The following is a 24270-nucleotide window of genomic DNA, read 5'->3' as shown; positions in this document are numbered from 1 at the left end:
ATGTTATGCGATAACTGTCACGAACGTCTTGCCTCTATTCATCTTTATACAAATGTAAATGGGCAAGATCGTGAAATCTCATTATGTCAACAATGTTATCAAGAATTGAAAAATCAACAAGGACAAAATAATAGTATGAATAATAACAATGCATTTTTTGGCGATTTTGATGATTTATTCAACGCCTTAAATAATAACAACAATGAACAAAATAATCCTCAAGGACGTGACCCACGCATGCAAATGGGTGGTGGCCGCAGAGGTGGAAACAATGGTGGTCAAAAATCCCTACTCGACCAGTATGGTACAGATTTAACCGACTTAGCAAAAAAAGGTAAGATTGATCCAGTTATTGGTCGTGATAAAGAAATTGCTCGCATTATTGAAATTTTAAACAGACGGACTAAAAATAATCCTGTTCTTATCGGAGAAGCCGGTGTTGGTAAAACTGCTGTTGTTGAAGGCTTAGCACAACAAATTGTCGACGGTTCAGTTCCAGCTAAGCTTCAAGATAAAAGAATCCTTTCTTTAAATATGGTATCAATGGTTCAAGGAACTGGAATTCGCGGTCAATTTGAACAAAGAATGCAGCAACTAATCAAAGAATTAGAACAAAATGATAATATCATCCTATTTATTGATGAAATTCATGAATTAGTTGGTGCTGGCAACGCTGAAGGTGGTATGGATGCTGGTAACATTATTAAGCCAGCCTTAGCTCGTGGAGATTTCCAACTAATTGGTGCTACTACTATTAAGGAATATCGAAACATCGAAAAGGATTCTGCCCTTGCTCGTCGATTCCAACCAGTGGAGGTTAAAGAACCTACAACTGAAGAAACAATTAAGATTTTGCAAGGCATTCGTAAGCGCTACGAAGATTACCACCATGTTCACTATACTGACGAATCTATACAAGCTGCAGTAGATCTTTCTTCACGCTACATTCAAGATCGTTTCTTACCTGATAAAGCTATCGATCTTTTAGATGAAGCTGGTTCAAGAATGAATCTCACTATTCCTTATGTTGATAGTGAAAAAATCAAAGAAAGACTAGATGCTGCTGAAAGCTTAAAGCAAGATGCTTTAAAAAATGAGGATTACGAAAAAGCTGCCTACTATCGTGATCAGATTGAAAAGTATGAAAAATTAAAAGATCAAAAAGTAGATCCTGATCAAACACCTAAAATCACTGAAAAGATCATGAATAAGATCGTTGAGGAAAAAACTAACATTCCAGTTGGTGACTTACAAAAACAAGAAGAAACTCAATTAAAGAATTTAGCTACTGACCTTAAAGATAATGTAATTGGTCAAAACAAAGCCGTTGAAACTGTTGCTCGGGCAATAAGACGAAATCGAGTTGGATTTAACAAATCTGGTCGTCCAATAGGCTCATTCTTATTTGTAGGACCTACTGGTGTAGGTAAAACGGAATTAGCTAAACAATTAGCCAAGCAAATCTTTGGTACAGAAGATGCAATGATTCGATTTGATATGAGCGAATATATGGAACAATACTCTGTATCTAAGCTAATCGGATCTGCACCAGGTTATGTAGGTTATGAAGAAGCTGGTCAATTAACAGAAAGGGTACGCCATAATCCATATAGCTTAATTTTATTTGATGAAATTGAAAAAGCTCATCCTGATGTACTCCACCTATTCTTGCAAATTCTCGATGATGGCCGCTTAACTGATTCGCAAGGTCGCACAGTTTCCTTTAAAGATACCATCATCATTATGACTTCTAATGCTGGTCAAGGAATCAAAGAAGCTAGCGTAGGTTTTGCAGCTGAAAACAGTCATCAAGAACAATTTAAGAATAGCTTAGGTCAATACTTTAAACCTGAATTCTTAAATAGACTTGATGATATAGTTGAATTTAATGCACTTGATAAGAAAGACTTAATCAAGATTGTTGATTTAATGCTTGCAAATACCAATGATATGGTAAAAGATCAAGGTCTACATATTGATGTTACACCTGAAGCAAAAGAACTTCTTGTCGAAAAAGGTTATGATCCTTCTATGGGCGCTCGTCCACTTCGTCGTACAATCCAAGAAGAAATTGAAGATAAGGTAGCTGATTATAAACTTGATAATCCAGCTGCTAAAGACCTAAAGGCCAATGTAGTTGACGGTAAAATAGTAATTAGTGAAAATTAATTATTTAAGAGTAAATAAGAGTCACAGGTTCCGTGACTCTTATTTTTATTTTTATAAATTCTGCAAAAAGGTTATACTTAAATTGGGATTTTAAAGACACATTATATATCGAGGTTATAAATATGATGCATTTAATTGATGTTACAAATAGCTACCGTGATTTAGTCCAAAGACAATTAGCAGCTACTAATAGTCAATTCGTAAAAGTTTACTCTTTAGGTAATACCACAGTAGTATACAGCGAAACAGCTGATAAAATTGAAATCGTTATGGAAAATCATAAACGTCCTATTAGACAAGATGAAGTAGAATTTGTTATTAAGCGTCTAATTCATGAAGATCGAATTTATGATATAACAGTTGATAAAAGTAGAAAAATTATTTCTATCACTTGTGATCGTTAAAATCGCAAAAAAAGTCGTGGAGTTGCTCCACGGCTTTTTTCTATCTTATAATCTTGAAGTCAATTCAACATCAGGATACTTATCTTTAAACCATCTCTCAGCAAATGCATTTTCAAATAAGAACAATGGCTCGCCATCCCGATCTTTAACCAATAAGTTACGGGATGATGACATTTTAGGATCTAATTGATCCGGGTTAATCCAACGAGCCACACGGTTTCCTAACGTATGGAGCTCAACTTCTGAATTGTATTCATTTTTCATTCTGAAAGAGAATACTTCAAATTGTAATTGACCAACTGCCCCCAAAATATAATCATCAGTTGAATAGCCACGATAAAGTTGAATCGCACCTTCTTGAACTAATTGATTCATCCCTTTATGGAATGATTTTTGCTTCATAACATTTTTAGCAGTTACTCGCATAAAAATTTCAGGCGTAAATTGTGGTAGCTCTGGATAGACAATTTTCTTCTTCCCAGCATAGATTGAATCACCAATCTGGAAATTACCAGTATCATACAAACCAACTATATCTCCAGCTACTGCATCAGAAACTTGTACACGTTCACTAGACATAAACTCAGTTGCATTGTTCAATCTAACAGGCTTACCAGTTCGAGCTAAAGTTACATCAATTCCCTTTTTGAATTCGCCACTTCCAATTCTTACAAAAGCAATTCGATCACGGTGGTTAGGATTCATGTTTGCCTGAATTTTAAAAACAAAACCAGAGAATTCTGGATCATCTGCAGCTAACTTTTCATCTTCATTAACCACATGTTCTTGAGGAGCAGGTGCTAAATTAACAAAACTATCCAAGAAAGTTTCTACCCCAAAGTTAGTTAAAGCCGATCCAAAGAAGACTGGTGTTTGATCTCCTCTTAAAATCTTATCTTTATCAAAAGTATTTCCAGCTTCTTTCAACAAGTCAATATCATCTAAAGTCGATTGGTATAAACTATCCTGTGCTAAAGCTTCATCTTCAGATAATTTGCCATTTTCATCTAATGGTAAATAGCGATCTTCTTCATCTTTTCGATAGAGTTCAACACGATTGTTTGCAATGTCGTATAAGCCTTTTAATTGCTTTCCCATACCAATTGGCCAGTTCATTGCTACACCTTCAATGCCTAGCAAATCTTCTAATTCAGCAATTAAGTCTAGTGGTTCACGTCCATCCCGATCTAATTTGTTCATGAAAGTAAAGATCGGAATACCTCTCTTCTTTACAACTTTAAACAGCTTTTTAGTTTGAGGTTCGATACCTTTAGCAGAATCAATAACCATTACTGCAGCATCAACAGCCATTAAGGTCCGATAGGTATCTTCAGAGAAATCTTGGTGTCCAGGAGTATCTAGAATATTAATTCTCTTTCCTTGGTATTCAAATTGCATCACTGAACTAGTAACTGAAATACCACGCTTTTTTTCAATTGCCATCCAGTCACTAGTTGCATAGTGACCACTTTTACGTGCTTTAACTGTACCTGCGCTTCGAATTACTCCACCAAAAAGGAGCATTTGTTCAGTAATTGTAGTCTTACCCGCATCCGGGTGAGAAATAATCGCAAATGTGCGTCTTTTTTTCACTTCATCCGTTAACTTTGTCATTAATCTTTAGCTTCTTCCTTTTCTTGTTTTTCTGGAATTGTGAGCAGCAGTGTTAATAAACGAGAACCTTTCATTCGTCTCGTGGTTAAAACCATCCCATTATCAAGTTTAACGCTCAACTTCTCTCCCTTAGCGGGAATTAGACCTAATTTAGTAATTACATATCCAGCAACAGTATCCACATTTTCCATTGCCAAATCAGTTCCAAATTCTTCATTGAAGCCAGCTAAAGGCATTTTTCCATAAATAACATACTCTCTTGGACCAATTTTTGAAAATAATACCTCAGCCTTATCAACTTCATCGTCAATATCGCCGACAATTTCTTCAATTAAATCTTCAATTGTTGCGAGTCCAACAACGCCGCCGTACTCATCAGTCAAAATAGCAAGCTGTCTTTGGGTCTCCTGCATCTCGACTAACAATTCTCCTAATTCAATAGTTTCAGGTGCAAATAGAGGCTTAAACATAACCTGATCGTAGTCTAGCTTATCAAAACCAACTTTATGAGCTTTTCGTAAAACAGTTCTAATATGAATGACGCCTACAATCTTATCTTTATCCCCATCATAAACAGGCACTCTTGAATAAGGCTCTTTTAAGATCTTATCTAAGTTTTCTTGAAAACCATCATTAATATCGACCATGAAAGCATCAGTTCGAGGCACCATTACTTCTCGTGCCATCTTTTCCTCAAATTCAAGAATACCTTCCATCATTGAATATTCACGATCGCTGATTTCTTTTTGCCCATGTAATTTATTTAAAATTTTATTTAGCTTACGTTGGCCATCAATATCTTCATCGCCACGAAATTTAGCTCTTAATTTGCTAAATATATCCCTCGCACCGGGATCACTACTCATCTTTAAATTCTCTCCTTCTATTGATGTGTTAAGGCTCATTTTAATCACAATTATCGGTAATTATATCACATGCAAATATATGATAAAATAAGGAACAAGAAATGGGGTCCTATAGATGAAAAAACAAAACATCTACTTAGTATTTACTTTTTTACTATTAATTCCGTATCTTTGCAGTTTAACCCTAGTTGGTATCTGTTATAATGCCTTAGTTAGACATTCTAGTGACATTTTTAGAAGTTTTATCGGTGCCTTAGTTGGTACAATTATTATGTTTGCAATTAAGGCCACTATTCAACGTCCACTTGATTTAGTCTCTGATGAAGTACCAAATAACTTGTTTAAACAGATTTTACGTTTTTATAGTATTCGTAGACGTAAATTTCTACTTATTTGTAATTGTTTAGTTGACTTTGCCCTCTGCTGGCTTGCCATGGACTTAGTAAGAAAATTCTTCTCACTATCTTTTATTATTGGCAATTCCGTTGGGATAGTCTTATTGATCATGCTAATTTCAACATGTATTGGCGCTTATATTGAATATGATAATCTTTCTATTGACCCTAAACAGAAGTAATTATTTTGAATTTTCTTCAGAACTGGCATCTAGATATAAAATCTGGGCCAGTTCTTTTGTTTCTAAGTTTAATTTAGCTAAAACATATGGTTTTTCACTATCGCCTAAATTTTCGTACATAGTAATGCCATCTTTTGACAATTTATCTAAAAAAGTAGGAATAACAAAATTTAAAGGCTGGCTAAAGAAAGCTAAATTACTATATGGTGTATCAATTTCTGCAATTTCTGAAGCAGGTAATTCAAATTTATTTAATCCTGCAACAGGCATTTGTTTGTCATCAGCCAAGATTCCATACCAAAACATAAAGTTTTCTGGTCCAAATACCACCAAGCTTGCTCGTTCATTTTCATACCCATTGTCTTTGATAAACTTTTGGAATACAGGATCATTTTCCATCTCTTGAATAGCAATTGTATATGTCTTATTTTCGTCAATTTGATTTGGCATAAAAACCTTACCGATAAAGTTATGTGCCGAGTATTTTTCTTTCTTCATTTTTTCTCCCCTTAAAAAAGCTTCGATCTAAGTCAGGACGTAATTGGTTATAGCGTTCATACCAAATTTGTACAAACTTTTTAGCAAACGGTCCCTTCTTTTGATCAATCCAATCTAATAATTCAAAACTAGTACTACGCAAAATACTATCAATCTCTTCGCTATAATGCCAGCGTTTTTTGTTCATTGCATACTCATCGGCGTCTAGAAGTCTTTTTTCTCCATCTGGAAAAACTTTAATATCTAGATCATAGTCGATATATTTTAATGCTTCTCGATCTAAAATAAATGGACTAGCTAAATTTGCGTAGTATGCAACACCATCTGGCCTAAGCATTGCTATCACATTAAACCAAAGTTTACGATGAAAATAAACAATTGCTGGTTCACGACTAATCCATTTTCTACCGTCTTCTTCGGTAATTAAAGTCCGATCATTAACGCCAATAATAATATTTTGTTCTGTTTTAACTACCATAGTGTCACGCCAATTTCGGTGTAGCGTACCATTATGTTTATAACTTTGTATTGCGATATAATCGCCTTCACGAGGCATCTCCATGATATTCGCCTCCTAACTAAATATTATACCAGCAAATTAATATTCATCTATTTCTTCTAAATTTACTACTTCACCACTTAAAAAAATATCAATCTCTCCACTGGAAAAACCATGTTGAAATAAGTATCTTTTAACTTTCTGTCGTCTCTTAAAGTCATCATCTCTTCGATAACGACGCCAAGCTTTAATTCCTTGTTTTTTCAAAGCCTCTAGTTGATCATCTTCTGTACTTTCTAAGTCTAACTGATCAACTACAAGTTCTCCTAGCTCTTGGTTAAAACCATGTGTTTGTAGTTTTTTTAGCGCTTTTTGCTTAATTTCTTTATACGACATTTTTCCTACTTGATGACCAATTGAATGTATTAAGCGCATACCAGTTTCTATCCATTCTTCATCATCTACTTCATAAAGAGAATCCTGAATAATATCGTTAGCTACACCTTTTTGTTTTAATTTACTACTAATTGATCTTGGGCCATCTTTTCCTACTCTAAGGTTATTCTGGATAAATAAGCGTGCAAAATTATTATCATCAAGATAATTTAATTCTATTAAGTTTTCTATAGCACTTTGACTAGCTTCTGGACTAATCCCCTGCTTATTTAAATAAGTTAAAACTTCATATACACTACGCGGCTGATAGCTTAAATAAGACATAGCTAGCTGGAGCGCATGACTATCTGCTTCAGCTTTTTTTATTTTTTCAATATCTTCAAGTCTTAGTTCAGTTCCTTTTAACAATCTTTTTTCAGCTAATGTTCTTTCACTGACACTGAAGGCATATTCATTATCAATAAAAATATTATAGCGTCCCTGCCGCTTTTGCGTACTAATCTTAGTAATAATTGGCATTATCACACCTTCTTAATTTTTTTATTTCTTCTATATTATAATAAATTAAATACTTGTATCACTTGAAAATAACGCTTATGCTTATTGTGACACTTTTTTCATGAATCAATCGAAATGAGGGCCTTATTTTGACAAAATTTACTAAAAACAAACAAGAAAAAAATATTATCATCACTATTAAACGCTTGGGTATTAATGGCGAAGGTATTGGATACTATAAAAAGAAAATTATTTTTATTCCTGGTGCGCTTCCAAATGAGATAGTTGTTGCTAAGATAGTTGATCGTCATCCACACTATCTGGAAGGTGAATTAGTAAGAATTAAAGAAAAATCTCCTGACAGAGTTACCTTTCCTAAAGGAGTTGATCCTGCAGTTGGTGGGCTAGAACTCGCACACCTTTCTTATCCAAAACAACTTGAATTTAAACAGCACCTAATTCTAGAATCGCTTAGAAAATATCATCCAAGAGACTATATTAAATATAAAGTCAAAAAGACAATTCCTGCACCAAACGCTTGGAATTATCGAAATAAAGCTCAATATCAAATTGAATTTAATAAGGGGAAGAGTAAACTTGGTCTCTATGCTCCTAATTCCCGTCGTCTTATTAACCTGCCTGATATGCCTACTCAAACAAAAGAGACTCAAAAAGTAGAACGTGAAATTAAGAAACTAGTCGATAAACTTCACATCCGAATTGCCGACTTTAGACGTCATACCTATGGAATTAAAACCATTGCTGTTCGTCAAAGCAATGCTACTGGTGAAATTCAGGTAACTTTAATTACAATTGGTAAAAAAATTAAAGATCTCAAGTTACTTGCTAGTCATATTATGAAACTTCCGAATGTAGTTTCCGTTTTCCAAAATGAAACTCAATGGCAAAATCCTCAAGTTTGGGGCAATAAAACTATTAAATTATTCGGAAAGTCACATATTACAGAAGAAATACTAGGTAAAAAATTTAAGCTTTCACCACGCGCATTTTTCCAGCTTAATCCTGAACAAACTACTACTCTTTACTCAGAAGCCCTTAAATATCTTGACTTAACTCCTGATCAAACTTTGATCGATGCTTACGCGGGCGTTGGTACTTTAGGAATCTTAGCTAGCGATCAAGTAAGACAGGTTATTGGAATTGAATCCATTCCTGAAGCCGTAATAGATGCTCAAGAAAACTGCCGCTTAAATCATGTAAGAAATGCGGAATATATTCAAGGAAATGTAGAAAAATTACTTCCAGAACTAAAAAATCAAGGTGTTCCAATTAATGCATTAATTGTCGACCCACCACGTACGGGATTAAGCAAAAAGTTAATTAAAACTCTACTTGAAGTAAAACCTGAAACCTTTGTTTATGTTTCTTGTAACCCAGCTACTCTTGCAAAAGATTTAGTTCTTCTAAGTGAAGCTTATGATGTTAGGGTAATTCAACCGGTTGATATGATGCCACAAACACCACGTTGGGAAGGCGTTGCCAAACTAGTTTTAAGAAAAAATAAGTAATTATATTAATTTAAGCAGTCGATGTGACTGCTTTTTTTGTGCTTATAAAAAAGGTTGTAGACTGCCTGGTCTACAACCTTTTTTCAAGTGGATGAGGTAAATACTATCTAGCGCCATAACGTCAGTATCCGGGTTTGATATTATGACTTGATCAACATCACTTGTTTGCATCTGTATTGAATAACGACTATTTGATCTTACTAAGAGAATCTTGTCTTTAAAACACTACAATCTGGAGATAAAAACTATTTACAATATCATTCTACCTCTCCACACATCTTATTATAGCAACTATGTAAGCGAATACAAGCTATTTAATTTGATATTGTCGGATATCATTACGAACACCAGCAAAATAATATCTACCAGTTTCTTCATCACTGATAAGCTCAACATTATTTTCTGGATCTTCCAAACCTGCAGAAAAGATTTCCTCATATTCGGCAACACTAAGCTTGCTTCGATTATCTAATAAAGCTTTATCTCCAACCTTATCAAGTTGTTTTTCATAGCCTTCAACTACATTTGCGGAATAAAATTCAGCCATTGCACCTGAACCATAAGAAAATAGACCGACTAAGTCTCCAGCTTTTAACCTACCATTTTCAAGTAAACTAAGTAGACTCAAGTATAACGATCCAGTGTAAATATTACCTACATTTGCATTCAATTCTTTAGCTGCAGTAAAGCTGTCCATTAAACGGGCATTTGTTTCTTCATCCGTTCCCTCAACAGCTAATCTATTTGCCTTTAATCCCATCTTAGTAAAAGGTAAGTGGTAGACAATAGCAGCAAAATCTTTTGTTTCAAGATTCTTTTGTTCTTTGTAAGCAGAAAAAGTATGTTTGAAAAAGTCTAAGTAAACTTGAGTAGAATACTTTCCATCTACCTTGGCTGTTTTAGAATAGTTAGGCCGCCAGAAATCATTGATATCCTCACTATAAGCACTATGGCCTTCATTTAATTCTAAAAGTCTTGGATTACTAGAAATTAATAAACTAACACTGCCAGCTCCTTGAGTAACTTCACCAGCAGTATTAACCCCATAGCGAGCAATATCACTGCCGATAACAATAGCAGTTTGATCAGGATGAAGTCGTACAAAATCTTGGGCAATCATTAAGCCAGCAGTTAAGCCAAAACATGCTTCCTTAACTTCAAAAGCTCTCACAGTAGGATCTAACCCTAATGCCGATTTTACAAATAAAGAACCAGATTTAGATTGATCCACACTACTTTCAGTACCAAAAATCAAAAGTCCCACTTTTGATTTATCAATCTTATCGATATAGCGTAGAGTTGCATTAATTCCCATTGAAACTGCATCTTGAGTTGGATCTGCAACGCTCATTTTTTTCTGTCCAATTCCAATTAAAAATTTATTTGGATCTTGATTCCTAGCATGGGCTAAATCCACCATATCAACATACTTATTTGGAGTAAAATATCCAATTTGATCAATTCCAACCTTCATCTTATTTTTGATCCTTTCTTATTTCGTTTAAAAATTCAAAAGCTGCTTCTTGAGTATATTCTTTACTTTCCTGCAATTTTTTTAAAACTATTGCTTTTTCACCTTTACTAGCTTTTAAGGTTGCTACTAAATTTCTCGCCTGCAATTTCATATGCCCAGCTTGAATTCCCTTAGTAGAAATTGCTAAAAGAGCTGAAAAGTTATTTGCTAAGCCTGTGGTCGCAATAACTTCTGCTAGTTGCTTGGCAGATATATTACCTAATAAACTAAAGCTTTGCTGAATGTCTCGACGAGCCTTAATTGAGCCACCTACTACACCTATTGCTAAGGGAACTGTTACAGTCCCCACTAATCTATCTTCTTCAATTTTCCACTTACTCAAAGATGTATAGGCACCATTTTTATTAGCCCAAACAGCAGTTGCTGTTTCAACTCCGCGATAATCATTACCAGTTGCAACTAATACACTATCAATACCATTCATAATTCCTTTATTATTAGTCACTGCCCGGTAAATATCAGCTTGCCCTATTTTACTTAATAAAGCTATCTTTTTAGCAACTTTTAATCCTCCTACACTGTCTATTGAAAGACTTACTTTAGCACTAGTCAATTGCGTAGGATAATTAGACAAAATTGCATACAGAGTTTGTTCAATATCTTGCTGCTTCTCTAATTCATTTCCTAAAAATTCTAAAATAGCATTTGTCTTATTAGCTCCCATAGCTTCTGCTGGGTCAACCAAAACTCTAAGAAAAACTAAATTTTCTTTTTGAGAAGCTTCAATTTTACGAACTCCTCCACCATGCTTGACTAAGCTAACGAATTTTTTATTAGCTAATCTAATTAATTGAGAAAACTCAGTAGTAAACTTAGTTAAATCAAAATTATCGGTTACCTCTAAAACAATTTGACCATATATTCCATTTCGTTTACTATCAGCTACTGCTCCACCATTTTGATTAAAAATTTTAGTTGCATGGTTTGCAGCTGCAACAACGGATGGTTCTTCTACGGCCATTGGTACTTGATAATCTTTCCCGTTAACTATTAACTTGGGAAGCACACCAAGAGGAAGACGGACTTGACCAATTACATTTTCACTAAGTTTATCTAGTCTTTCCAAAGTTTCAGAATCAATCTCACTTAGTTTAATTCCTTTTTCGGTTAAAAATGCTCTTCTTTCCTCTGGCAGCCATTGATAAAATTTCTTTTTAGATGATTCTTCTAATTTCATATGCAATTCCTTGGCCACCGCCGATACATAGAGATACAATTGCTCTTCGACCATTAATTTTGCGCAAACCATTTACTGCACTCATTACCAAGCGCGTACCGGTTGCACCAAGCGGATGTCCTAAACTAATTGCTCCTCCAGCGATATTTAATTTTTCTTTTGGAATATTTAGATCACGGGCTACAGCATATGCTTGAGCTGCAAAGGCTTCATTAATTTCAATAAGATCGTAATCTTCAATTGTGCTATTAGTTTTTGTAAGTAATTCTTTAATGGCAAAGTATGGCGCATAGCCCATATAGGCAGGATAACAGCCAATTTCTGCATAGGCACCTAGGTATGCTAATGGGGTTAAATTTAACTCATCTAATTTTTGTTGATTAGATAATAACAACATACTTGCACCATCAGTTAGCGGAGAAGAATTACCAGCCGTAACTCGTCCATTTTCTTTAAATACAGGTTTTAATTGACCTAATGCTTCTAAACTAGAATCTGGTCGAATGGTTTCATCATGATCAAGAACATTACCATCGAGTTCAATTGGTGCATACTCTTCCTCAAACCAGTTGTTCTCTTGAGCTGCATAAGCCTTGGCGTGGGAATCAAGCGCAAATTCATCCATATCTTGACGCGTAATATGGTATTTATCAGCTACATTCTCAGCTGTAATTCCCATTGGCTTTCTCGAATAAGCATCCCCAATTCCATCTATCATTAAACTATCTTGATATGCTGGATTTTCATCATGTTTTTTACTTTTATCAAGTAAAAGTGGTGCATTTGTCATACTTTCTGTCCCACCTACAATTGCAATTTGAGAATCTCCTAGGAGCATTTGACCTTGAGCAAACCGTAATGCCTTTAAACTTGAACCACAAACATCGTCTACGCTAGTACCCACTACAGATTCAGGTAAACCTGATTTTAAAGCTATTTGTCGAGCGACATTTTGACCTAGCCCAGCACTTAATACATTTCCCACCAAAATGCTATCTATTTTATCTTGTGGAACAATATTCTTTTTCAATAATCCCTTAAGTGCTAACACTCCTAGGTCAACAGCACTTTTATCTTTATAAAATCCACGATACTTACCAAAAGGAATTCGATTCATTCCTACTATATAAACATCCTGTAACACTCTTCCACCTCTTAATAAAATTATTCTATTAACATGATAGCTCACGACCTTCATCAAATGTATAAAGTATAATTTTTTTAATCAATTCTAAAAAAGATTGCTAAACAATCTTAGCAATCTTTTACATATACTTATTCAAAAACTTATTTACTTTTTCCTGATATTGAATCGGGTGAGTCGCAAATGATTTAGCGTGTTTAGCTCCGGGAACAACCCAAAGTTCTTTTGGACCATTTGCTGCCTTATAGTTTTGATAGACCATCTGTGTTGGTACAAAAGTATCTTTAGCACCATGAATAAACAATATTGGTCTTTTATTTTTAGCAACTTGTTTTACGCTACTAGCATCTTTTAAAAAGTAACCTGCTCTAATTCTAGTTATTCCACTTAAAACTTCAACTAAAGGAAAACGGGGAAAAGCCGGAAAATGATATAAGTCTTCTGCTTCATGTTCTATCTCATCCTTAACATTAGTGTAGCCACAATCCTCAATATAAGCTTTTACTTGTTTAGGCATTTTTAGTCCACTTGACATCATTGTTGTAGCACCACCCATACTTACACCAAAGATAGCAATCTGACTCTTATTTCCATTCCTTTTAATAACCTTTTCAGCCCATTTTTTAACATCTACTTTTTCACGCCAACCATACCCAATATAGTTTCCTTCACTTTGTCCATGACCACGTGCATCCGGTAATAGAACATTGTAGCCTAGTTTGTGAAACATAGCAGCATAAGCTCCCATTGTATCTTTATTATTCATAAAACCGTGCAGGACAATAACTGTCTTTTTAGAATTATTTACTGGAATATAATTTGCATCTAACCTTAAATTATCATCTGCTGATTTCATAATCCACTTTTGTTTATGCACATTTTGATACCACTTTTTTTCCTTGTATAGTGGGTCAGTTTTAACTAGCTTAGTATCATTGTTAATAAAAGTTTTATGTCCTGGAACAACAGCAACCTGATAGAAATATAGGCCTGCAGCTAAAAAAATACCACAAACTGCTAAAATAGAGATAATAGCTATTTTTATTTTTTTACTCTTCAGCTTCATTAGAAGACCTCGGTTCTAAAATATAATCTATATTATCTATAAAAAATATAGAAATCAAGAGAGGATAAAGATCTATGTATTTAGATGATTTCTTAATTTTAATTTCTGATCTCCATACTAATTTTCAATTTTTTTATCAAAATAAAAAAAATGGCGTAATTGATCCAATCAGTAAAGTCCAAATTGACGGAGATCGATGCCTTTTATATACAGGAGAAAATGCTAAAACAATTGCTCAAATTAACCATTTACTGGGCAAATTAAAGTCTAACCATCTTCCTATCTATGTATGTACGAAGAATACAAACGAAAAAAGTAAAATTTTTGGTATCAAAATAAACTTAGTAAAGGGACAGGTTTATATTTTATAAGATAGCAAAAAAAGATGAGCAAAAAATCTACATCTTTTTTGCTCATCCCTAATTTTTATCTAAATATTCATTTAAAACTCTCAAAACTCCATTGTCATTATTGCTAGGAGCCAAATACTTTGCATGTTCTTTTGCAATAGCCATCCCATTTTCCATTGCATAGCTATATTTTGCAAAATCTAGCATTGGAATATCATTACCACTATCACCGAAAGCAATTAAATCTTCACTTGTCAACTCAAAATAAGCCAGTAACTTTTTCAATCCAGTTGCCTTATTAATCCCATGTTTAACAGCATCAATAGCTACTGGATTTGAAGCAAAAGTAGTCACAATATTCCCATATTGCTCATTAAATTTTTTCTCAATCTCTCCAGCTATTTTACTATCATGATGAAAAGTCAATTCAATAAAGGTATCATCAGGTAACTCTTGCCAATCACTGATCTCTACACTTTCTTTAGCGAAGTACTGCAAAAATTCCTTATCTTTTGCTGGTGCTTCAGTTCCAATATATGCTGTCTCCCTGCCATAGGCCATTGTCGCCATACTTCCATAGGTATGATGGACAAAATTAATTAAATCAATGGTCTGCTTTTTAGTTAATCCTTCAACAGCCACTTCTTTTCCTTCAACAATTAGTCGAGAACCATTAGCAGTCACGAAATCTACGCGATCAATAAATTCAGAAAAGTCATTTTTTAAACGAGCAAATGGACGACCACTAGCTACAATAAATTGAATATTACGTTTTTCTAATTTATTTAAAACTTGAGCAAACAAATCATGGTCATAGTTTCTTTGGTCGTTTAAAAATGTTCCATCCATATCAACCGCAACAGCTTTAAAAGGAATAGTCATATTCTTCTCCTTACTAACGGTGATTTAAGGCACCATTTAATTTCTTACGATATATAAAGTAAATAATTAAAATAATTGGCACAATAACCAATAAAACTGGGTAAAAGTAATCTGGAGCCAGATTTTGAGCAGTCACACCACCGATCATTGGACCAGCTGCCATTCCTATATCAAGGCCCAAATAAAAAGTCGAACTAGCTAACCCTTGTTCTTCAATTGGAGCTAACATCAAAGCGGTAGACTGATTAACAGAGTAAATAACCCCATATCCAATCGAAAGCATAATTGCAGCTAATCCCATTAACCAGTTATTGACCATAAAAGTAGCAATAATTAAAAATAAAATCATCGCAACTAAACTTAGCCAGAACCAAAAGCCAAAGCAAATTAAATCAAAATACTTTTTTAAACCAATTCTAATTAATAATAAGGCGATCGCATAAATTACAAAAAAATAACCTACAGCAATTGAAAAATGCTGTCTTTCAACATACACTACAATGTCGGCTTGTGTAATAAAATATGGAATCGCAAAAAAAGTAGTTAATAACGCTACAGGAATAGCATCTTTTTGAATGATTTTTATTTTTTTATTTTTATTATTAGTAATTTTAGGCTTAGCATGGTTTCCAACAAATTGAATAGAAACAATCATTAATAGTGCTGCAAGTACAGCGAGCCAAAGAGCTGACTTATAGCCAATTGTTTTATACAAGTTAATAGCTAAAGCTGGTGCAAGAGCCATGGCTAAAGCATTCATCAACCCATAAAATCCCATTGCTTCTCCAACATGACTCCGAGGAACCAGAAATGCTAACCATGTAGTCATACAAACTGTTGCAAGCACAAAACCAGTACCATTAATTAACCTAAAAATTAAGAGCCAATTTCCCGAAGGAGAAAAACAGTAGCCTGCCACCCCAATTAAAATTAATACTCCTCCAATAAAAGACAAACTATATTTTGAAAAACGGTCAGTTAAATTACCAGCGACCGGTCTTAAGAACATTGAAACTACACTCATAATCCCTGTTATCACACCGGCAAATACCGCACTAGCACCTAAACTGATTGCATAGCCATTAATCAAGGGTGTTACAAACATTACTGAGAACATAAAAAAGAAAGACGCGGCCATAACCAGAATAACGTCTTTAGTATAAATTGATTGCTTCTGTTTCAATTTTTTACTCCTATCTAGCATTATCACTTTTAACTTTATCATACTTTTACTTTAAGCAAAAAAGCCAGTTGAATAAATCAACTGGCTTATTAGTTTATATTGCTTAATTAATACCCCATGTAACGGTCTCTTTCCCAATCAGAAACTGATTGAGTGTATTTAGACCATTCAAGGTTCTTAGAATCAATAAAGCTTTGAGTCAAATGTTCACCTAAAGCTTCTTGAATTAGTGGGTCAGCCTTAAAAGCTTTTACAGCATTATGCAAAGTAGATGGAAGTGGTTTAATACCTCGCTTAGCTCTTTCTTCTTCAGACATTTCAAAAACATTAGAAGTAATAGGAGCCATTGGCTTCTTAGCCTCTTTAATACCATTTAGTCCAGCAGTTAAACAAGCTGCAAGGAGAAGATATGGATTAGCAGTTGGATCAGCTGAACGCATTTCTAGACGAGTGTTAATTTCTTCTGCATCTGGAATACGAACAAGTGGTGAACGGTTCTTAGAAGCCCAGGAAATATAAACAGGAGCTTCAAATCCAGGAATTAGACGCTTATATGAGTTAACAGTTGGATTACCAATTGCTGTAATTGCACGGGCATGTTCCAAAATTCCATTTAAGAAATAAAGAGCCGTATCTGATAGGTGGAATTCGCCATCTTTATCATAGAAGACGTTTTTACCATCTTTAAATAAAGACATATTAGTGTGCATTCCATTTCCAGCTTGACCTTCTACAGGCTTAGCCATAAATGTTGCATACAAACCATACTTTCTTGCTACTTCACGAACAACCATCTTAAATGTTTGAACGCGGTCAGCAGTAGTTAAAGCATCATCAAATCTAAAGTCGATTTCTTGTTGACCGTCACCTACTTCGTGGTGAGCTGCTTCAACTTCAAAACCAATATTTTCTAAAGTTTCAACAATATCACGACGACATCTTGCACCTTCATCATCTGAAGTCATGTCAAAGTATGATGCGTGATCTGGAACTTCAGTAGTCCAATTACCATCTTCACCTAGTTTGAAGAGGTGGAATTCAGCTTCAAAACCAATATCGAAATCTGAGAAGCCCATTTCTTCCATTTCTTTAAGCACACGCTTTAAGTTGTTTCTTGGGTCACCTTCGAAAGGTTCACCATTTGTCTTGTGAACTGAACATACTAAGCGACCGATCTTTCCACCCTTTTCATCTCCCCACGGCAAAACTGCCCAAGTAGAAAAGTCTGGGTATAAAACCATGTCACTTTCCTCTAGACGAACAAAGCCATCAATTGAAGAACCGTCAAAACGAATATCATTAGTTAAAACTTTATCCAATTGGCTGGTTGGAACTTCAACGGCTTTAGATGTTCCGTTAATATCGGTAAAGGCTAATCTTAGAAAACGAACATCGTTATCTTTAACACTCTTTTTAATATCTTCTGCAGTAATAGTTTTACTCATTGTACACACCTATTCTAAAGAACTATAGTCCAATTTCAAAAGTGGTATAGTCCTTAAAAATCTATTCACTACTTGTGCTTATGCACATTGAATACAATAGCAGACCAAATTGGTCTCGTCAATAAATATTAATATTTCTTTAGCTATATTTTAAATTAATTGTTATAAAGAATACTAATAATACACTATTATAACCATAAATTTTTTATTTGTTTAAAAATTCATTTATTTTTCTAAGAGCCTTTTCAGATACTTTTTCATCTTGCAAAGGATCAAGCCAAACAACAGGTAATTGGTGTTTGAAATATGTCAATTGACGTTTAGCATATTTTCGAGAAGCTTGTTTTAGTTTATTCACACATTCATCTAAAGTCTTTTTTCCAGAAAAATAGGGAAAGAATTCTTTATATCCAATAGCTTGAATTATCTGATGTTCACGAGACCTATTTTCATAGATAAACTTTGCTTCTTGGAGTAAACCATGCTCCATCATTTTATCTACACGCATATTTATTCTCTGATAGACTTCTTCTCGATCACTATTTAATCCAAGAATTAGAGCATCATATCGCGGATTAATCTTTCGTTGTTGTTCACTAAACAATTTACCGGTTCTACTAATTACTGTTAATGCTCTAAGAGTACGACGACTATTTTGCGGCGCAATTTTTTCTGCTGCGGCTGGATCTTTCACTTGAAGAAGATCCCACAATTTATTTTCTCCATTCTCTTTTAGATATTCTTCCCATTGTGGATCAACGCTTGTTTGATACTCCCCTGGCTCACCCAGTTGAAGCTGGTTGACCAAGGCATTAATATAAAAGCCTGTTCCACCAACAACTAATGGAATGGCCCGGTCTGCCACAATTCTATCTACTGCTTTGGTACCTTCAGCAACAAAATCTTTAACGGAATATTCTTCAAAAATTGAACGTTGATTAATTAAATAGTGTTTTACTCGTTTTAGTTCTTCATCTGTTGGCTTAGCCGTACCGATGCTTACCTCTTGATAGATTTGCATTGAATCACCCGAAATAATTTCTGCATTAATTTTTGGAGCTAAATCTAAGGCTAGGTCTGTTTTTCCGATTCCAGTTGGGCCAATTAGTACAATAATTTTTTGCATATAAAATCCTCTTATTTTCTTGGTATCAATTCTAACAAAAATCTCCTCTTTCTTCAGAGTTAATATAGCAAAAGTCTTTATTGAATTAAGAATTATTGCTAAAATTTGAAGTGATAAATATTTTTTAGGGAGGCATTTGTATGGCAAAGAAATTCGGTGCCGGTGTTGTAACTGGTGTTTTAGCAACTGTTGGTGCACTTGCAGCAGGACTTGCTACTTACAAGAAAAAGGTAGTAGAACCTGAGCAAAAAGAAGCTGACAGAATTGAACAAAATAGAATTAAAGCCAACAGAAAGAGCTACTCATCTCACCAAGGCTAAATAAAAAAGAGAGATTAATCACTGTAAAAAGGTGTTGATCTCTCTTTTAATATTTAGAGGCCTTAGTTTGACCATCCCATTTTTCAAAACCGTCTTTTAACCAGTATATCTTTTCATAGCCCTTCTTTTGTAAAAAGCGGGCTGCTCTTACCGTCAAGGCATTTGAATCAGAATAAAGATAAACTGGTAAATCTGGACGAATTTCTTGATATTGATATTTGAACATTGTATAAGGAATATTACGTGCTCCTAGAATATGTTCTTTTTTAAAAGGATTTTTTTCGCGTACATCAATAATTTGTGCTTTTCGCTTTCCCTTTTCAAATTCTTCATTAGTTAATGCACCACCGACTCTCTTTGATTGGATCCATGTCCAAAGCCAACTCAAAGCAAAAGCCAAAATAATGATGATTAAGATAATGTTGATAATCCCAAAAATATTCATTAATTACTTACCCCTATATAAGAATTTCTATAGTACTATGATAATCCATTACTATCTTTTGCGCTAGTTTCCTTTTCTTCTTCAATTTCATGTTCGTGACTTAAAATCAACTTTGCGTTCATGTATTCTTTCTTAGAAACTACACCTGCATGATATAAATTATCCAGTTCAATTCCCATTAGTTCTATGTCCCACTTACGTTTACCAACATAAACAATAATATTAAACTTTTTTAATAGCTTTTGAACATCATGTAAATTTTTCATTATTAATTATTAATCACTATTCCCTGATGTAAACAGAAGACAACATAAATAATTGCTACTACTGCTGCAATAACTCTTAATTTATGATGATATTGTCTCAAATGGGCACTACCAAAAATTATTCCTAAAAGAAAACCAGATATTAACCCACCAAGGTGACCCAAGATATTAATATGACTTACAAATAAATCAAGAGCTAAGTTAATGATAGCCAATGTTAAAGCTTGTTTTCCCAAATAATTAATTGCCGGAATTGCACGATTGGCTAAATAAAGAGCAATTACTACACCAAAAAGTCCAAACAAAGCTGTAGAAGCACCAGCACTAACTACAGAATCGCTTCCATATGCATAACTTAACAGATTTCCACCAATCCCTGATAATAAATAAACTGTTAAGAATCGCCAGTGCCCTAAAAGTGGTTCCATAAATTGCCCCATATAATAAATCATTACTGCATTAGATGCAATATGTAACCAGCCGATATGTAAAAATTGAGCTGTAAACAAACGCCACCATTGATGTTCAACAGTAACAAGTTGATTATTCATCGCCCCAAGGCGAACTAGGATATTAATATTAGTCGAGCCACCCATCATTGTTTCAATTATAAAGACAATAAAGAGTACTATTAAAATCGCATTCGTAACGAAAGTACTAGAAAATCGATTAGTATTCAACTTTCGCATTGTCCATCATCCCCTTCATTTAATTAAAATAAGATTTTTCAACGGGACATCATGATCTTCAATTTTCCATTTTGTTTGGTCAAAAGCCTGAATGGAATTAACTAGACTAAGAGTTTGAGTAGGATATTTCTTTAAAAAGCGATCATAATATCCACCACCAAAACCAAGCCGACTATTTTTATCTAAGCCATAAGCTAGTCCTGGTACGATTATTAAATCTAAATCATTTTTTACCTCAGCTTTTGGATCGTGATTTTCTAAAACCCCAAACTTAGTTTTTTCTAAGGAAGTATTTTTATTATAGAGTGTAAATTCCATTTTCCTTTTTGGTAAACAACGTGGAATATATACTTTCTTTTTCATTTCCCATAGAGCAGCAATAATAGGAGCTGTATCCACTTCTAGAGACATTGAAATAGAAATACCAACATTCTCTGCTTGATGTAATAGTCGGCTTTTAAGTAGCTTTTCTTTTAAGATTCCATCTTCTAATTGTTTTTGCTGAGTTTTTCCAAATTCAGTCAGTTTTCTTATTTGTAAATTTCGTAAATCTTTTTTATTAATTAAATTCATTAGATAAAATATTATTAGATACAAAAAAACAACAGGAATTGCCTGTTGCTTTGATTACTTAGTTTCGCGGTGAAGTGTTACCTTTCTTTCAACTGGGCAATACTTCTTTAAAGCTAAACGTTCCGGATGCTTACGCTTATTCTTTTCAGATAAGTAACTTCTATCGCCACATTCGGTGCATTCAAGGATAATATGTTCTGCCATGTTTTCCACCACCTACTTATTTAGTTAACTGTTAAACTATACCATGTTTTCCGCACTTTTACCAGTACTTTTCTATTTATTAAGTTTGAAGTAGTCTTCAACCATTGCCTTTGCCACTTGCAAAGTATATGAACCTTCTTTATCTGGGTCCAGTCCTGGAAATACTACAGCCACAGCAATTTCAGGATCTTTTGATGGGGCATAACCAACAAAAGTAGCGTTAATAACTTCTGGCGCATTCGGATTACCTGGATTATCTTCATCATAGTAAAAAGTCTGAGCAGTACCAGTCTTACCAGAAATCGAAGGCTTAACATTCTTTAATGAATGTGCTGTTCCCCATGAATTAGTACCATGAACAACGCGGTACATCCCTTGATGAATAACATCAAGTTGATCCTGCGTCCAAGGAATACGCATCTGAACCTGTGGCTTAGTGTTATGAAGAATTGATACTTTATTACCTTGCGAATTAGTCTCACCAACTGATTGAACTAAATATGGGCGCATACGATAACCACCATTAGCAATAGTTGAAATATATTGTACTAATTGAATTGGTGTATAAGCATCATAGTTTCCATAAGACAAGTCAAGAACAGAACCTGTAAGCAATTGACCAGCTGAATTATATGAGCGACCTTGAATACCTGAAACTTCTCCAGGAAGGTCTACACCAGTTTTTTGACCCAAACCAAACATTGCAAAATTACGTCTCAATTTAGTAAATGCATCTGAAGGCATTGAGATAAAACTATGTGGAGTATATTTAGCATTTACCCATCTTAAAGCCAATTGCATCATGTAAATGTTACTTGATACTTCTAGTGCCGTTGGAGCATCAAGACTACCAAATGTACCAACTGGGTAAACAGATTTCTTAATTGGAGAACCTGGCAAGTAAATTGGCGTATCGGGCATTACGTTATTAGTTGGTGTAATAACGCCATTCATTAATCCACCCGCAACAGTTGCACCTTTGACTGCAGACCCCATAACAAAGGATTTATTAATTACACCTAACGCATCATCAGTATCTTTATTAGTCTTTGCATTATGATCAATACCTGCAATCGCTAAAAGTGCTCCAGTCTTTGGATTCATCGCTACTGCATAGGCACCATTAGAATACTGCGTAGCACCTGCAGCTTTAGCAGCCGCATATTGCTTCTTCAGTGCATCTTCTACTTGTTGTTGATATTTAGCATTCATTGTCAAAATCAAACTGGCACCGCTTTGTCCTTTATAGACAGTCTTAGTTTGTTCAACACCATCTCCGGACTTAGTAACTACCTGTGACTTAGACTTAGTTCCTTTCAGAAGCGGTTCATACTTTTCTTCTAAGTAACTTGTACCTACACGGTCATTTCGTGAGTAACCTTGTGTTAAGTAGTACTGCAAGTTATCACTTGGTAAACCAGATTTTTCTGAAGAAACGGAACCAATGATACTTTTAATGGATTTTCCATTTGGATAACTTCTTGACCAGTCAGTTCCAATACCTACACCTGGTAATTCAGATAAATGCTCTCCAACTAATGCCATTTCTCGATCAGTTAGATCTTTATTCTTAATATAGATAGTGGATAAGGTGTATGCTCCAGAAATCTTATTAAAAATTAAAGCAGCTGTTTTTTGACGTTTAGTAAAATGGATATCTTGCTTTTCAACACGCCTTAAGACATTATTATAGATTTGACTTGAACTTAAAGCATCCCCATTACTGTCATAACGCTCAGATCGAGGCAGCTTAGCTGTTTCCTTTTCTGATATTTTACTGTTAGCTAAATAATAATCATAGAGCTGTCTTTGGGTAGGTTCTTCATCATCAAGTGTTATATATTGACTTAAGCGATTAGAAATTTTATATATTTGACTAGACGTAATGCTAGAATTTTTGGTATAAGTAATTGCGTTATTAGCTTTATTACCTACCAAAACTTTACCGCTGCTATCATACATCACACCACGTGGCACATTATTTGATACAATCTTTTGGTCGGTTTTCTGTACCTCCGCTTGAAAACGTCCACCGTAAAAAAGCTGTAAATAGGCCAATTGACCAATTAATAATAAAAATAAAACTAAAATAACGCCCAAAATAATTTTCATTCTTAGGGGCGTCGAAGTGGAATTTCTATTCGAACCTTTACTCTGTTTTAAATAATTCAAAATTCTAACCTCACTAAACTAGAATTGATTTTAGCAAAAAATGCATCTAAATTCTATTTTTCTCCCAGTGAAAATCGCAATAATTATATATTCTTAAGAAGTAGGGTATTTATCAATGATTATCAACAAAGTTAAAACATATTTTAAAAATAAATATCTATATTGGCTTTCTTTTTTATTGCCTACTTGTATCTTTGCAAGCTATTTTCTATATCGAGGCCAGGAAATTTTAACCGTTGATCTAGGTCAACAATATATTGACTTTCTTTCTTTTTATAAAAATAATCTACTCTCTAATCCTTTAAACTTTATTTTTACATTCAGTAATGGTCTAGGGAGTTCGTTTATTGGAACTAGTGCCTATTATTTAAATAGTCCCTTTAATCTTCTACTATTACTTTTTTCAAGTTCATCTTTACCAATAGCTATTCTTTTAATTATTAGTCTAAAAGTCGGCGCTATTGGTTTAAGTAGCTTCTTTTATTTTCAGAAATTCTTCAAGGGTGATAATAAAATTTTTGCTTTAGCTGCTAGTCTTGCTTTTGCACTAAGTGGTTTTGTTGTTAGCTATAATTTAAATCTCATGTGGCTCGACAGTCTAATTTTATTACCTCTTTTACTAGACGCAATTGATAAATTATTTG

Annotated in this window: 26 protein-coding genes; 7 read left to right on the top strand and 19 right to left on the bottom strand. The window is 34.2% G+C overall.

Translation table 11 applies throughout. The features are described 5' to 3' along the window. Window positions 1-2169, top strand: coding sequence for an ATP-dependent Clp protease ATP-binding subunit (locus HMPREF0528_RS00815; RefSeq protein WP_004893809.1), 2169 nt, complete (start codon window positions 1-3; stop codon window positions 2167-2169). A gap of 125 nt (window positions 2170-2294) precedes the next feature. Further along, entirely contained in the window at window positions 2295-2573 is a 279-nt protein-coding gene (locus HMPREF0528_RS00810) for a DUF1827 family protein (RefSeq protein ID WP_034525186.1), read from the top strand. Between the two features lie 45 nt (window positions 2574-2618). Here the strand turns inward: HMPREF0528_RS00810 and HMPREF0528_RS00805 are convergent, their stop codons facing one another. Both HMPREF0528_RS00805 and HMPREF0528_RS00800 read right to left on the bottom strand, forming a co-directional pair. Continuing rightward, a complete protein-coding gene (locus tag HMPREF0528_RS00805) occupies window positions 2619-4187 on the bottom strand; it encodes a peptide chain release factor 3 (protein ID WP_004893799.1) in 1569 nt (522 codons plus the stop codon). Continuing rightward, complete coding sequence (locus tag HMPREF0528_RS00800) at window positions 4187-5053, bottom strand: hemolysin family protein (RefSeq protein WP_034525026.1); 867 nt, start codon at window positions 5051-5053, stop codon at window positions 4187-4189. The genes HMPREF0528_RS00805 and HMPREF0528_RS00800 overlap by 1 nt, the downstream gene beginning before the upstream one ends. 115 nt (window positions 5054-5168) lie before the next feature. Here HMPREF0528_RS00800 and HMPREF0528_RS00795 point away from each other — a divergent pair, with 115 nt between their 5' ends. After that, a complete protein-coding gene (locus tag HMPREF0528_RS00795) occupies window positions 5169-5630 on the top strand; it encodes a hypothetical protein (protein WP_004893795.1) in 462 nt (153 codons plus the stop codon). Here the strand turns inward: HMPREF0528_RS00795 and HMPREF0528_RS00790 are convergent, their stop codons facing one another. Genes HMPREF0528_RS00790 through recX form a run of 3 tightly spaced genes read right to left on the bottom strand, consistent with a single transcriptional unit; the run spans window position 5631 to window position 7542 of the window. Next, window positions 5631-6128, bottom strand: coding sequence for a hypothetical protein (locus HMPREF0528_RS00790; RefSeq protein WP_004893794.1), 498 nt, complete (start codon window positions 6126-6128; stop codon window positions 5631-5633). Beyond that, the gene (locus HMPREF0528_RS00785) at window positions 6100-6690 is read right to left on the bottom strand and encodes a DUF402 domain-containing protein (protein ID WP_004893791.1); all 591 of its coding nucleotides are present in this window, start codon (window positions 6688-6690) and stop codon (window positions 6100-6102) included. Before HMPREF0528_RS00785 ends, HMPREF0528_RS00790 begins: the two co-directional genes overlap by 29 nt. Before the next feature lie 36 nt (window positions 6691-6726). Next, on the bottom strand, window positions 6727-7542 hold the full coding sequence (gene recX, locus HMPREF0528_RS00780) for a recombination regulator RecX (RefSeq protein WP_004893789.1): 816 nt from the start codon (window positions 7540-7542) through the stop codon (window positions 6727-6729). Window positions 7543-7670: 128 nt separating this feature from the next. Here recX and rlmD point away from each other — a divergent pair, with 128 nt between their 5' ends. Further along, window positions 7671-9050: a 23S rRNA (uracil(1939)-C(5))-methyltransferase RlmD gene (gene rlmD / locus HMPREF0528_RS00775; protein WP_004893786.1), complete on the top strand. Its 1380-nt coding sequence runs from the start codon at window positions 7671-7673 to the stop codon at window positions 9048-9050. Window positions 9051-9360: 310 nt separating this feature from the next. Here rlmD and HMPREF0528_RS00770 read toward each other — a convergent pair whose 3' ends face one another. The 4 genes from HMPREF0528_RS00770 to HMPREF0528_RS00755 all read right to left on the bottom strand — a co-directional run bounded on the left by HMPREF0528_RS00770 (window position 9361) and on the right by HMPREF0528_RS00755 (window position 13971). Continuing rightward, entirely contained in the window at window positions 9361-10524 is a 1164-nt protein-coding gene (locus HMPREF0528_RS00770) for a hydroxymethylglutaryl-CoA synthase (protein WP_004893785.1), read from the bottom strand. Window position 10525: 1 nt separating this feature from the next. Further along, the gene (locus HMPREF0528_RS00765) at window positions 10526-11761 is read right to left on the bottom strand and encodes a hydroxymethylglutaryl-CoA reductase, degradative (RefSeq protein ID WP_004893782.1); all 1236 of its coding nucleotides are present in this window, start codon (window positions 11759-11761) and stop codon (window positions 10526-10528) included. After that, the gene (locus HMPREF0528_RS00760; protein WP_080545338.1) at window positions 11739-12905 is read right to left on the bottom strand and encodes a thiolase family protein; all 1167 of its coding nucleotides are present in this window, start codon (window positions 12903-12905) and stop codon (window positions 11739-11741) included. The genes HMPREF0528_RS00765 and HMPREF0528_RS00760 overlap by 23 nt, the downstream gene beginning before the upstream one ends. A gap of 121 nt (window positions 12906-13026) precedes the next feature. Next, window positions 13027-13971, bottom strand: coding sequence for an alpha/beta hydrolase (locus tag HMPREF0528_RS00755; protein ID WP_004893777.1), 945 nt, complete (start codon window positions 13969-13971; stop codon window positions 13027-13029). Between the two features lie 74 nt (window positions 13972-14045). On the opposite strand from HMPREF0528_RS00755, the gene HMPREF0528_RS00750 reads away from it, so the two are divergent. Continuing rightward, a complete protein-coding gene (locus HMPREF0528_RS00750) occupies window positions 14046-14342 on the top strand; it encodes a hypothetical protein (protein ID WP_004893774.1) in 297 nt (98 codons plus the stop codon). Window positions 14343-14390: 48 nt separating this feature from the next. On the opposite strand, the gene HMPREF0528_RS00745 is transcribed toward HMPREF0528_RS00750, so the two are convergent. From HMPREF0528_RS00745 to miaA, 4 genes are all read right to left on the bottom strand, one after another. Beyond that, window positions 14391-15203, bottom strand: a complete 813-nt coding sequence (locus tag HMPREF0528_RS00745) for a Cof-type HAD-IIB family hydrolase (RefSeq protein WP_004893770.1) — start codon at window positions 15201-15203, stop codon at window positions 14391-14393. Window positions 15204-15216: 13 nt separating this feature from the next. After that, window positions 15217-16386: an MFS transporter gene (locus tag HMPREF0528_RS00740; protein WP_034525024.1), complete on the bottom strand. Its 1170-nt coding sequence runs from the start codon at window positions 16384-16386 to the stop codon at window positions 15217-15219. A 107-nt stretch (window positions 16387-16493) separates the two neighbouring features. Further along, window positions 16494-17831, bottom strand: coding sequence for a glutamine synthetase family protein (locus HMPREF0528_RS00735; RefSeq protein ID WP_004893765.1), 1338 nt, complete (start codon window positions 17829-17831; stop codon window positions 16494-16496). 205 nt (window positions 17832-18036) lie between these two features. Continuing rightward, on the bottom strand, window positions 18037-18957 hold the full coding sequence (gene miaA / locus HMPREF0528_RS00730; RefSeq protein ID WP_034525023.1) for a tRNA (adenosine(37)-N6)-dimethylallyltransferase MiaA: 921 nt from the start codon (window positions 18955-18957) through the stop codon (window positions 18037-18039). Between the two features lie 140 nt (window positions 18958-19097). Between miaA and HMPREF0528_RS00725 the strand changes: the two genes are divergently transcribed. Beyond that, a complete protein-coding gene (locus tag HMPREF0528_RS00725; RefSeq protein ID WP_004893760.1) occupies window positions 19098-19277 on the top strand; it encodes a DUF3042 family protein in 180 nt (59 codons plus the stop codon). Window positions 19278-19323: 46 nt separating this feature from the next. Here HMPREF0528_RS00725 and HMPREF0528_RS00720 read toward each other — a convergent pair whose 3' ends face one another. The 6 genes from HMPREF0528_RS00720 to HMPREF0528_RS00695 all read right to left on the bottom strand — a co-directional run bounded on the left by HMPREF0528_RS00720 (window position 19324) and on the right by HMPREF0528_RS00695 (window position 23626). Further along, the gene (locus HMPREF0528_RS00720) at window positions 19324-19722 is read right to left on the bottom strand and encodes a rhodanese-like domain-containing protein (RefSeq protein WP_004893756.1); all 399 of its coding nucleotides are present in this window, start codon (window positions 19720-19722) and stop codon (window positions 19324-19326) included. Between the two features lie 35 nt (window positions 19723-19757). Continuing rightward, the gene (locus tag HMPREF0528_RS00715) at window positions 19758-19988 is read right to left on the bottom strand and encodes a YqgQ family protein (protein WP_004893755.1); all 231 of its coding nucleotides are present in this window, start codon (window positions 19986-19988) and stop codon (window positions 19758-19760) included. Between the two features lie 2 nt (window positions 19989-19990). Beyond that, complete coding sequence (locus HMPREF0528_RS00710) at window positions 19991-20677, bottom strand: rhomboid family intramembrane serine protease (RefSeq protein ID WP_004893752.1); 687 nt, start codon at window positions 20675-20677, stop codon at window positions 19991-19993. A 15-nt stretch (window positions 20678-20692) separates the two neighbouring features. Beyond that, window positions 20693-21250, bottom strand: a complete 558-nt coding sequence (locus HMPREF0528_RS00705) for a 5-formyltetrahydrofolate cyclo-ligase (RefSeq protein WP_004893751.1) — start codon at window positions 21248-21250, stop codon at window positions 20693-20695. Between the two features lie 54 nt (window positions 21251-21304). Beyond that, window positions 21305-21454 (bottom strand): 50S ribosomal protein L33, encoded by a 150-nt coding sequence (rpmG, locus tag HMPREF0528_RS00700; RefSeq protein WP_003646937.1) that lies wholly within the window; start codon window positions 21452-21454, stop codon window positions 21305-21307. A 72-nt stretch (window positions 21455-21526) separates the two neighbouring features. After that, window positions 21527-23626 carry a peptidoglycan D,D-transpeptidase FtsI family protein gene (locus tag HMPREF0528_RS00695; protein ID WP_034525021.1) on the bottom strand — a complete coding sequence of 700 codons (2100 nt, stop codon included), beginning with the start codon at window positions 23624-23626 and terminating at the stop codon, window positions 21527-21529. Between the two features lie 115 nt (window positions 23627-23741). Between HMPREF0528_RS00695 and HMPREF0528_RS09320 the strand changes: the two genes are divergently transcribed. Continuing rightward, on the top strand, window positions 23742-24270 hold a 529-nt coding region (locus HMPREF0528_RS09320), incomplete at its 3' end, for a YfhO family protein (RefSeq protein ID WP_004893745.1).

It is taken from the genome of Lactobacillus johnsonii ATCC 33200 (assembly GCF_000159355.1).
Taxonomy (GTDB): Bacteria; Bacillota; Bacilli; order Lactobacillales; family Lactobacillaceae; genus Lactobacillus; species Lactobacillus johnsonii.
This window is presented reverse-complemented; position numbering and strand designations above follow the sequence as displayed.

Coding starts and splice junctions, on each gene's coding strand:
- HMPREF0528_RS00815 (WP_004893809.1), top strand. CDS start 1: ATGTTATGCGATAACTGTCACGAACGTCTTGCCTCTATTCATCTTTAT.
- HMPREF0528_RS00810 (WP_034525186.1), top strand. CDS start 2,295: ATGCATTTAATTGATGTTACAAATAGCTACCGTGATTTAGTCCAAAGA.
- HMPREF0528_RS00805 (WP_004893799.1), bottom strand. CDS start 4,187: ATGACAAAGTTAACGGATGAAGTGAAAAAAAGACGCACATTTGCGATT.
- HMPREF0528_RS00800 (WP_034525026.1), bottom strand. CDS start 5,053: ATGAGTAGTGATCCCGGTGCGAGGGATATATTTAGCAAATTAAGAGCT.
- HMPREF0528_RS00795 (WP_004893795.1), top strand. CDS start 5,169: ATGAAAAAACAAAACATCTACTTAGTATTTACTTTTTTACTATTAATT.
- HMPREF0528_RS00790 (WP_004893794.1), bottom strand. CDS start 6,128: ATGAAGAAAGAAAAATACTCGGCACATAACTTTATCGGTAAGGTTTTT.
- HMPREF0528_RS00785 (WP_004893791.1), bottom strand. CDS start 6,690: ATGGAGATGCCTCGTGAAGGCGATTATATCGCAATACAAAGTTATAAA.
- recX (WP_004893789.1), bottom strand. CDS start 7,542: ATGCCAATTATTACTAAGATTAGTACGCAAAAGCGGCAGGGACGCTAT.
- HMPREF0528_RS00770 (WP_004893785.1), bottom strand. CDS start 10,524: ATGAAGGTTGGAATTGATCAAATTGGATATTTTACTCCAAATAAGTAT.
- HMPREF0528_RS00765 (WP_004893782.1), bottom strand. CDS start 11,761: ATGAAATTAGAAGAATCATCTAAAAAGAAATTTTATCAATGGCTGCCA.
- HMPREF0528_RS00755 (WP_004893777.1), bottom strand. CDS start 13,971: ATGAAGCTGAAGAGTAAAAAAATAAAAATAGCTATTATCTCTATTTTA.
- HMPREF0528_RS00750 (WP_004893774.1), top strand. CDS start 14,046: ATGTATTTAGATGATTTCTTAATTTTAATTTCTGATCTCCATACTAAT.
- HMPREF0528_RS00745 (WP_004893770.1), bottom strand. CDS start 15,203: ATGACTATTCCTTTTAAAGCTGTTGCGGTTGATATGGATGGAACATTT.
- HMPREF0528_RS00735 (WP_004893765.1), bottom strand. CDS start 17,831: ATGAGTAAAACTATTACTGCAGAAGATATTAAAAAGAGTGTTAAAGAT.
- miaA (WP_034525023.1), bottom strand. CDS start 18,957: ATGCAAAAAATTATTGTACTAATTGGCCCAACTGGAATCGGAAAAACA.
- HMPREF0528_RS00725 (WP_004893760.1), top strand. CDS start 19,098: ATGGCAAAGAAATTCGGTGCCGGTGTTGTAACTGGTGTTTTAGCAACT.
- HMPREF0528_RS00720 (WP_004893756.1), bottom strand. CDS start 19,722: ATGAATATTTTTGGGATTATCAACATTATCTTAATCATCATTATTTTG.
- HMPREF0528_RS00715 (WP_004893755.1), bottom strand. CDS start 19,988: ATGAAAAATTTACATGATGTTCAAAAGCTATTAAAAAAGTTTAATATT.
- HMPREF0528_RS00710 (WP_004893752.1), bottom strand. CDS start 20,677: ATGCGAAAGTTGAATACTAATCGATTTTCTAGTACTTTCGTTACGAAT.
- HMPREF0528_RS00705 (WP_004893751.1), bottom strand. CDS start 21,250: ATGAATTTAATTAATAAAAAAGATTTACGAAATTTACAAATAAGAAAA.
- rpmG (WP_003646937.1), bottom strand. CDS start 21,454: ATGGCAGAACATATTATCCTTGAATGCACCGAATGTGGCGATAGAAGT.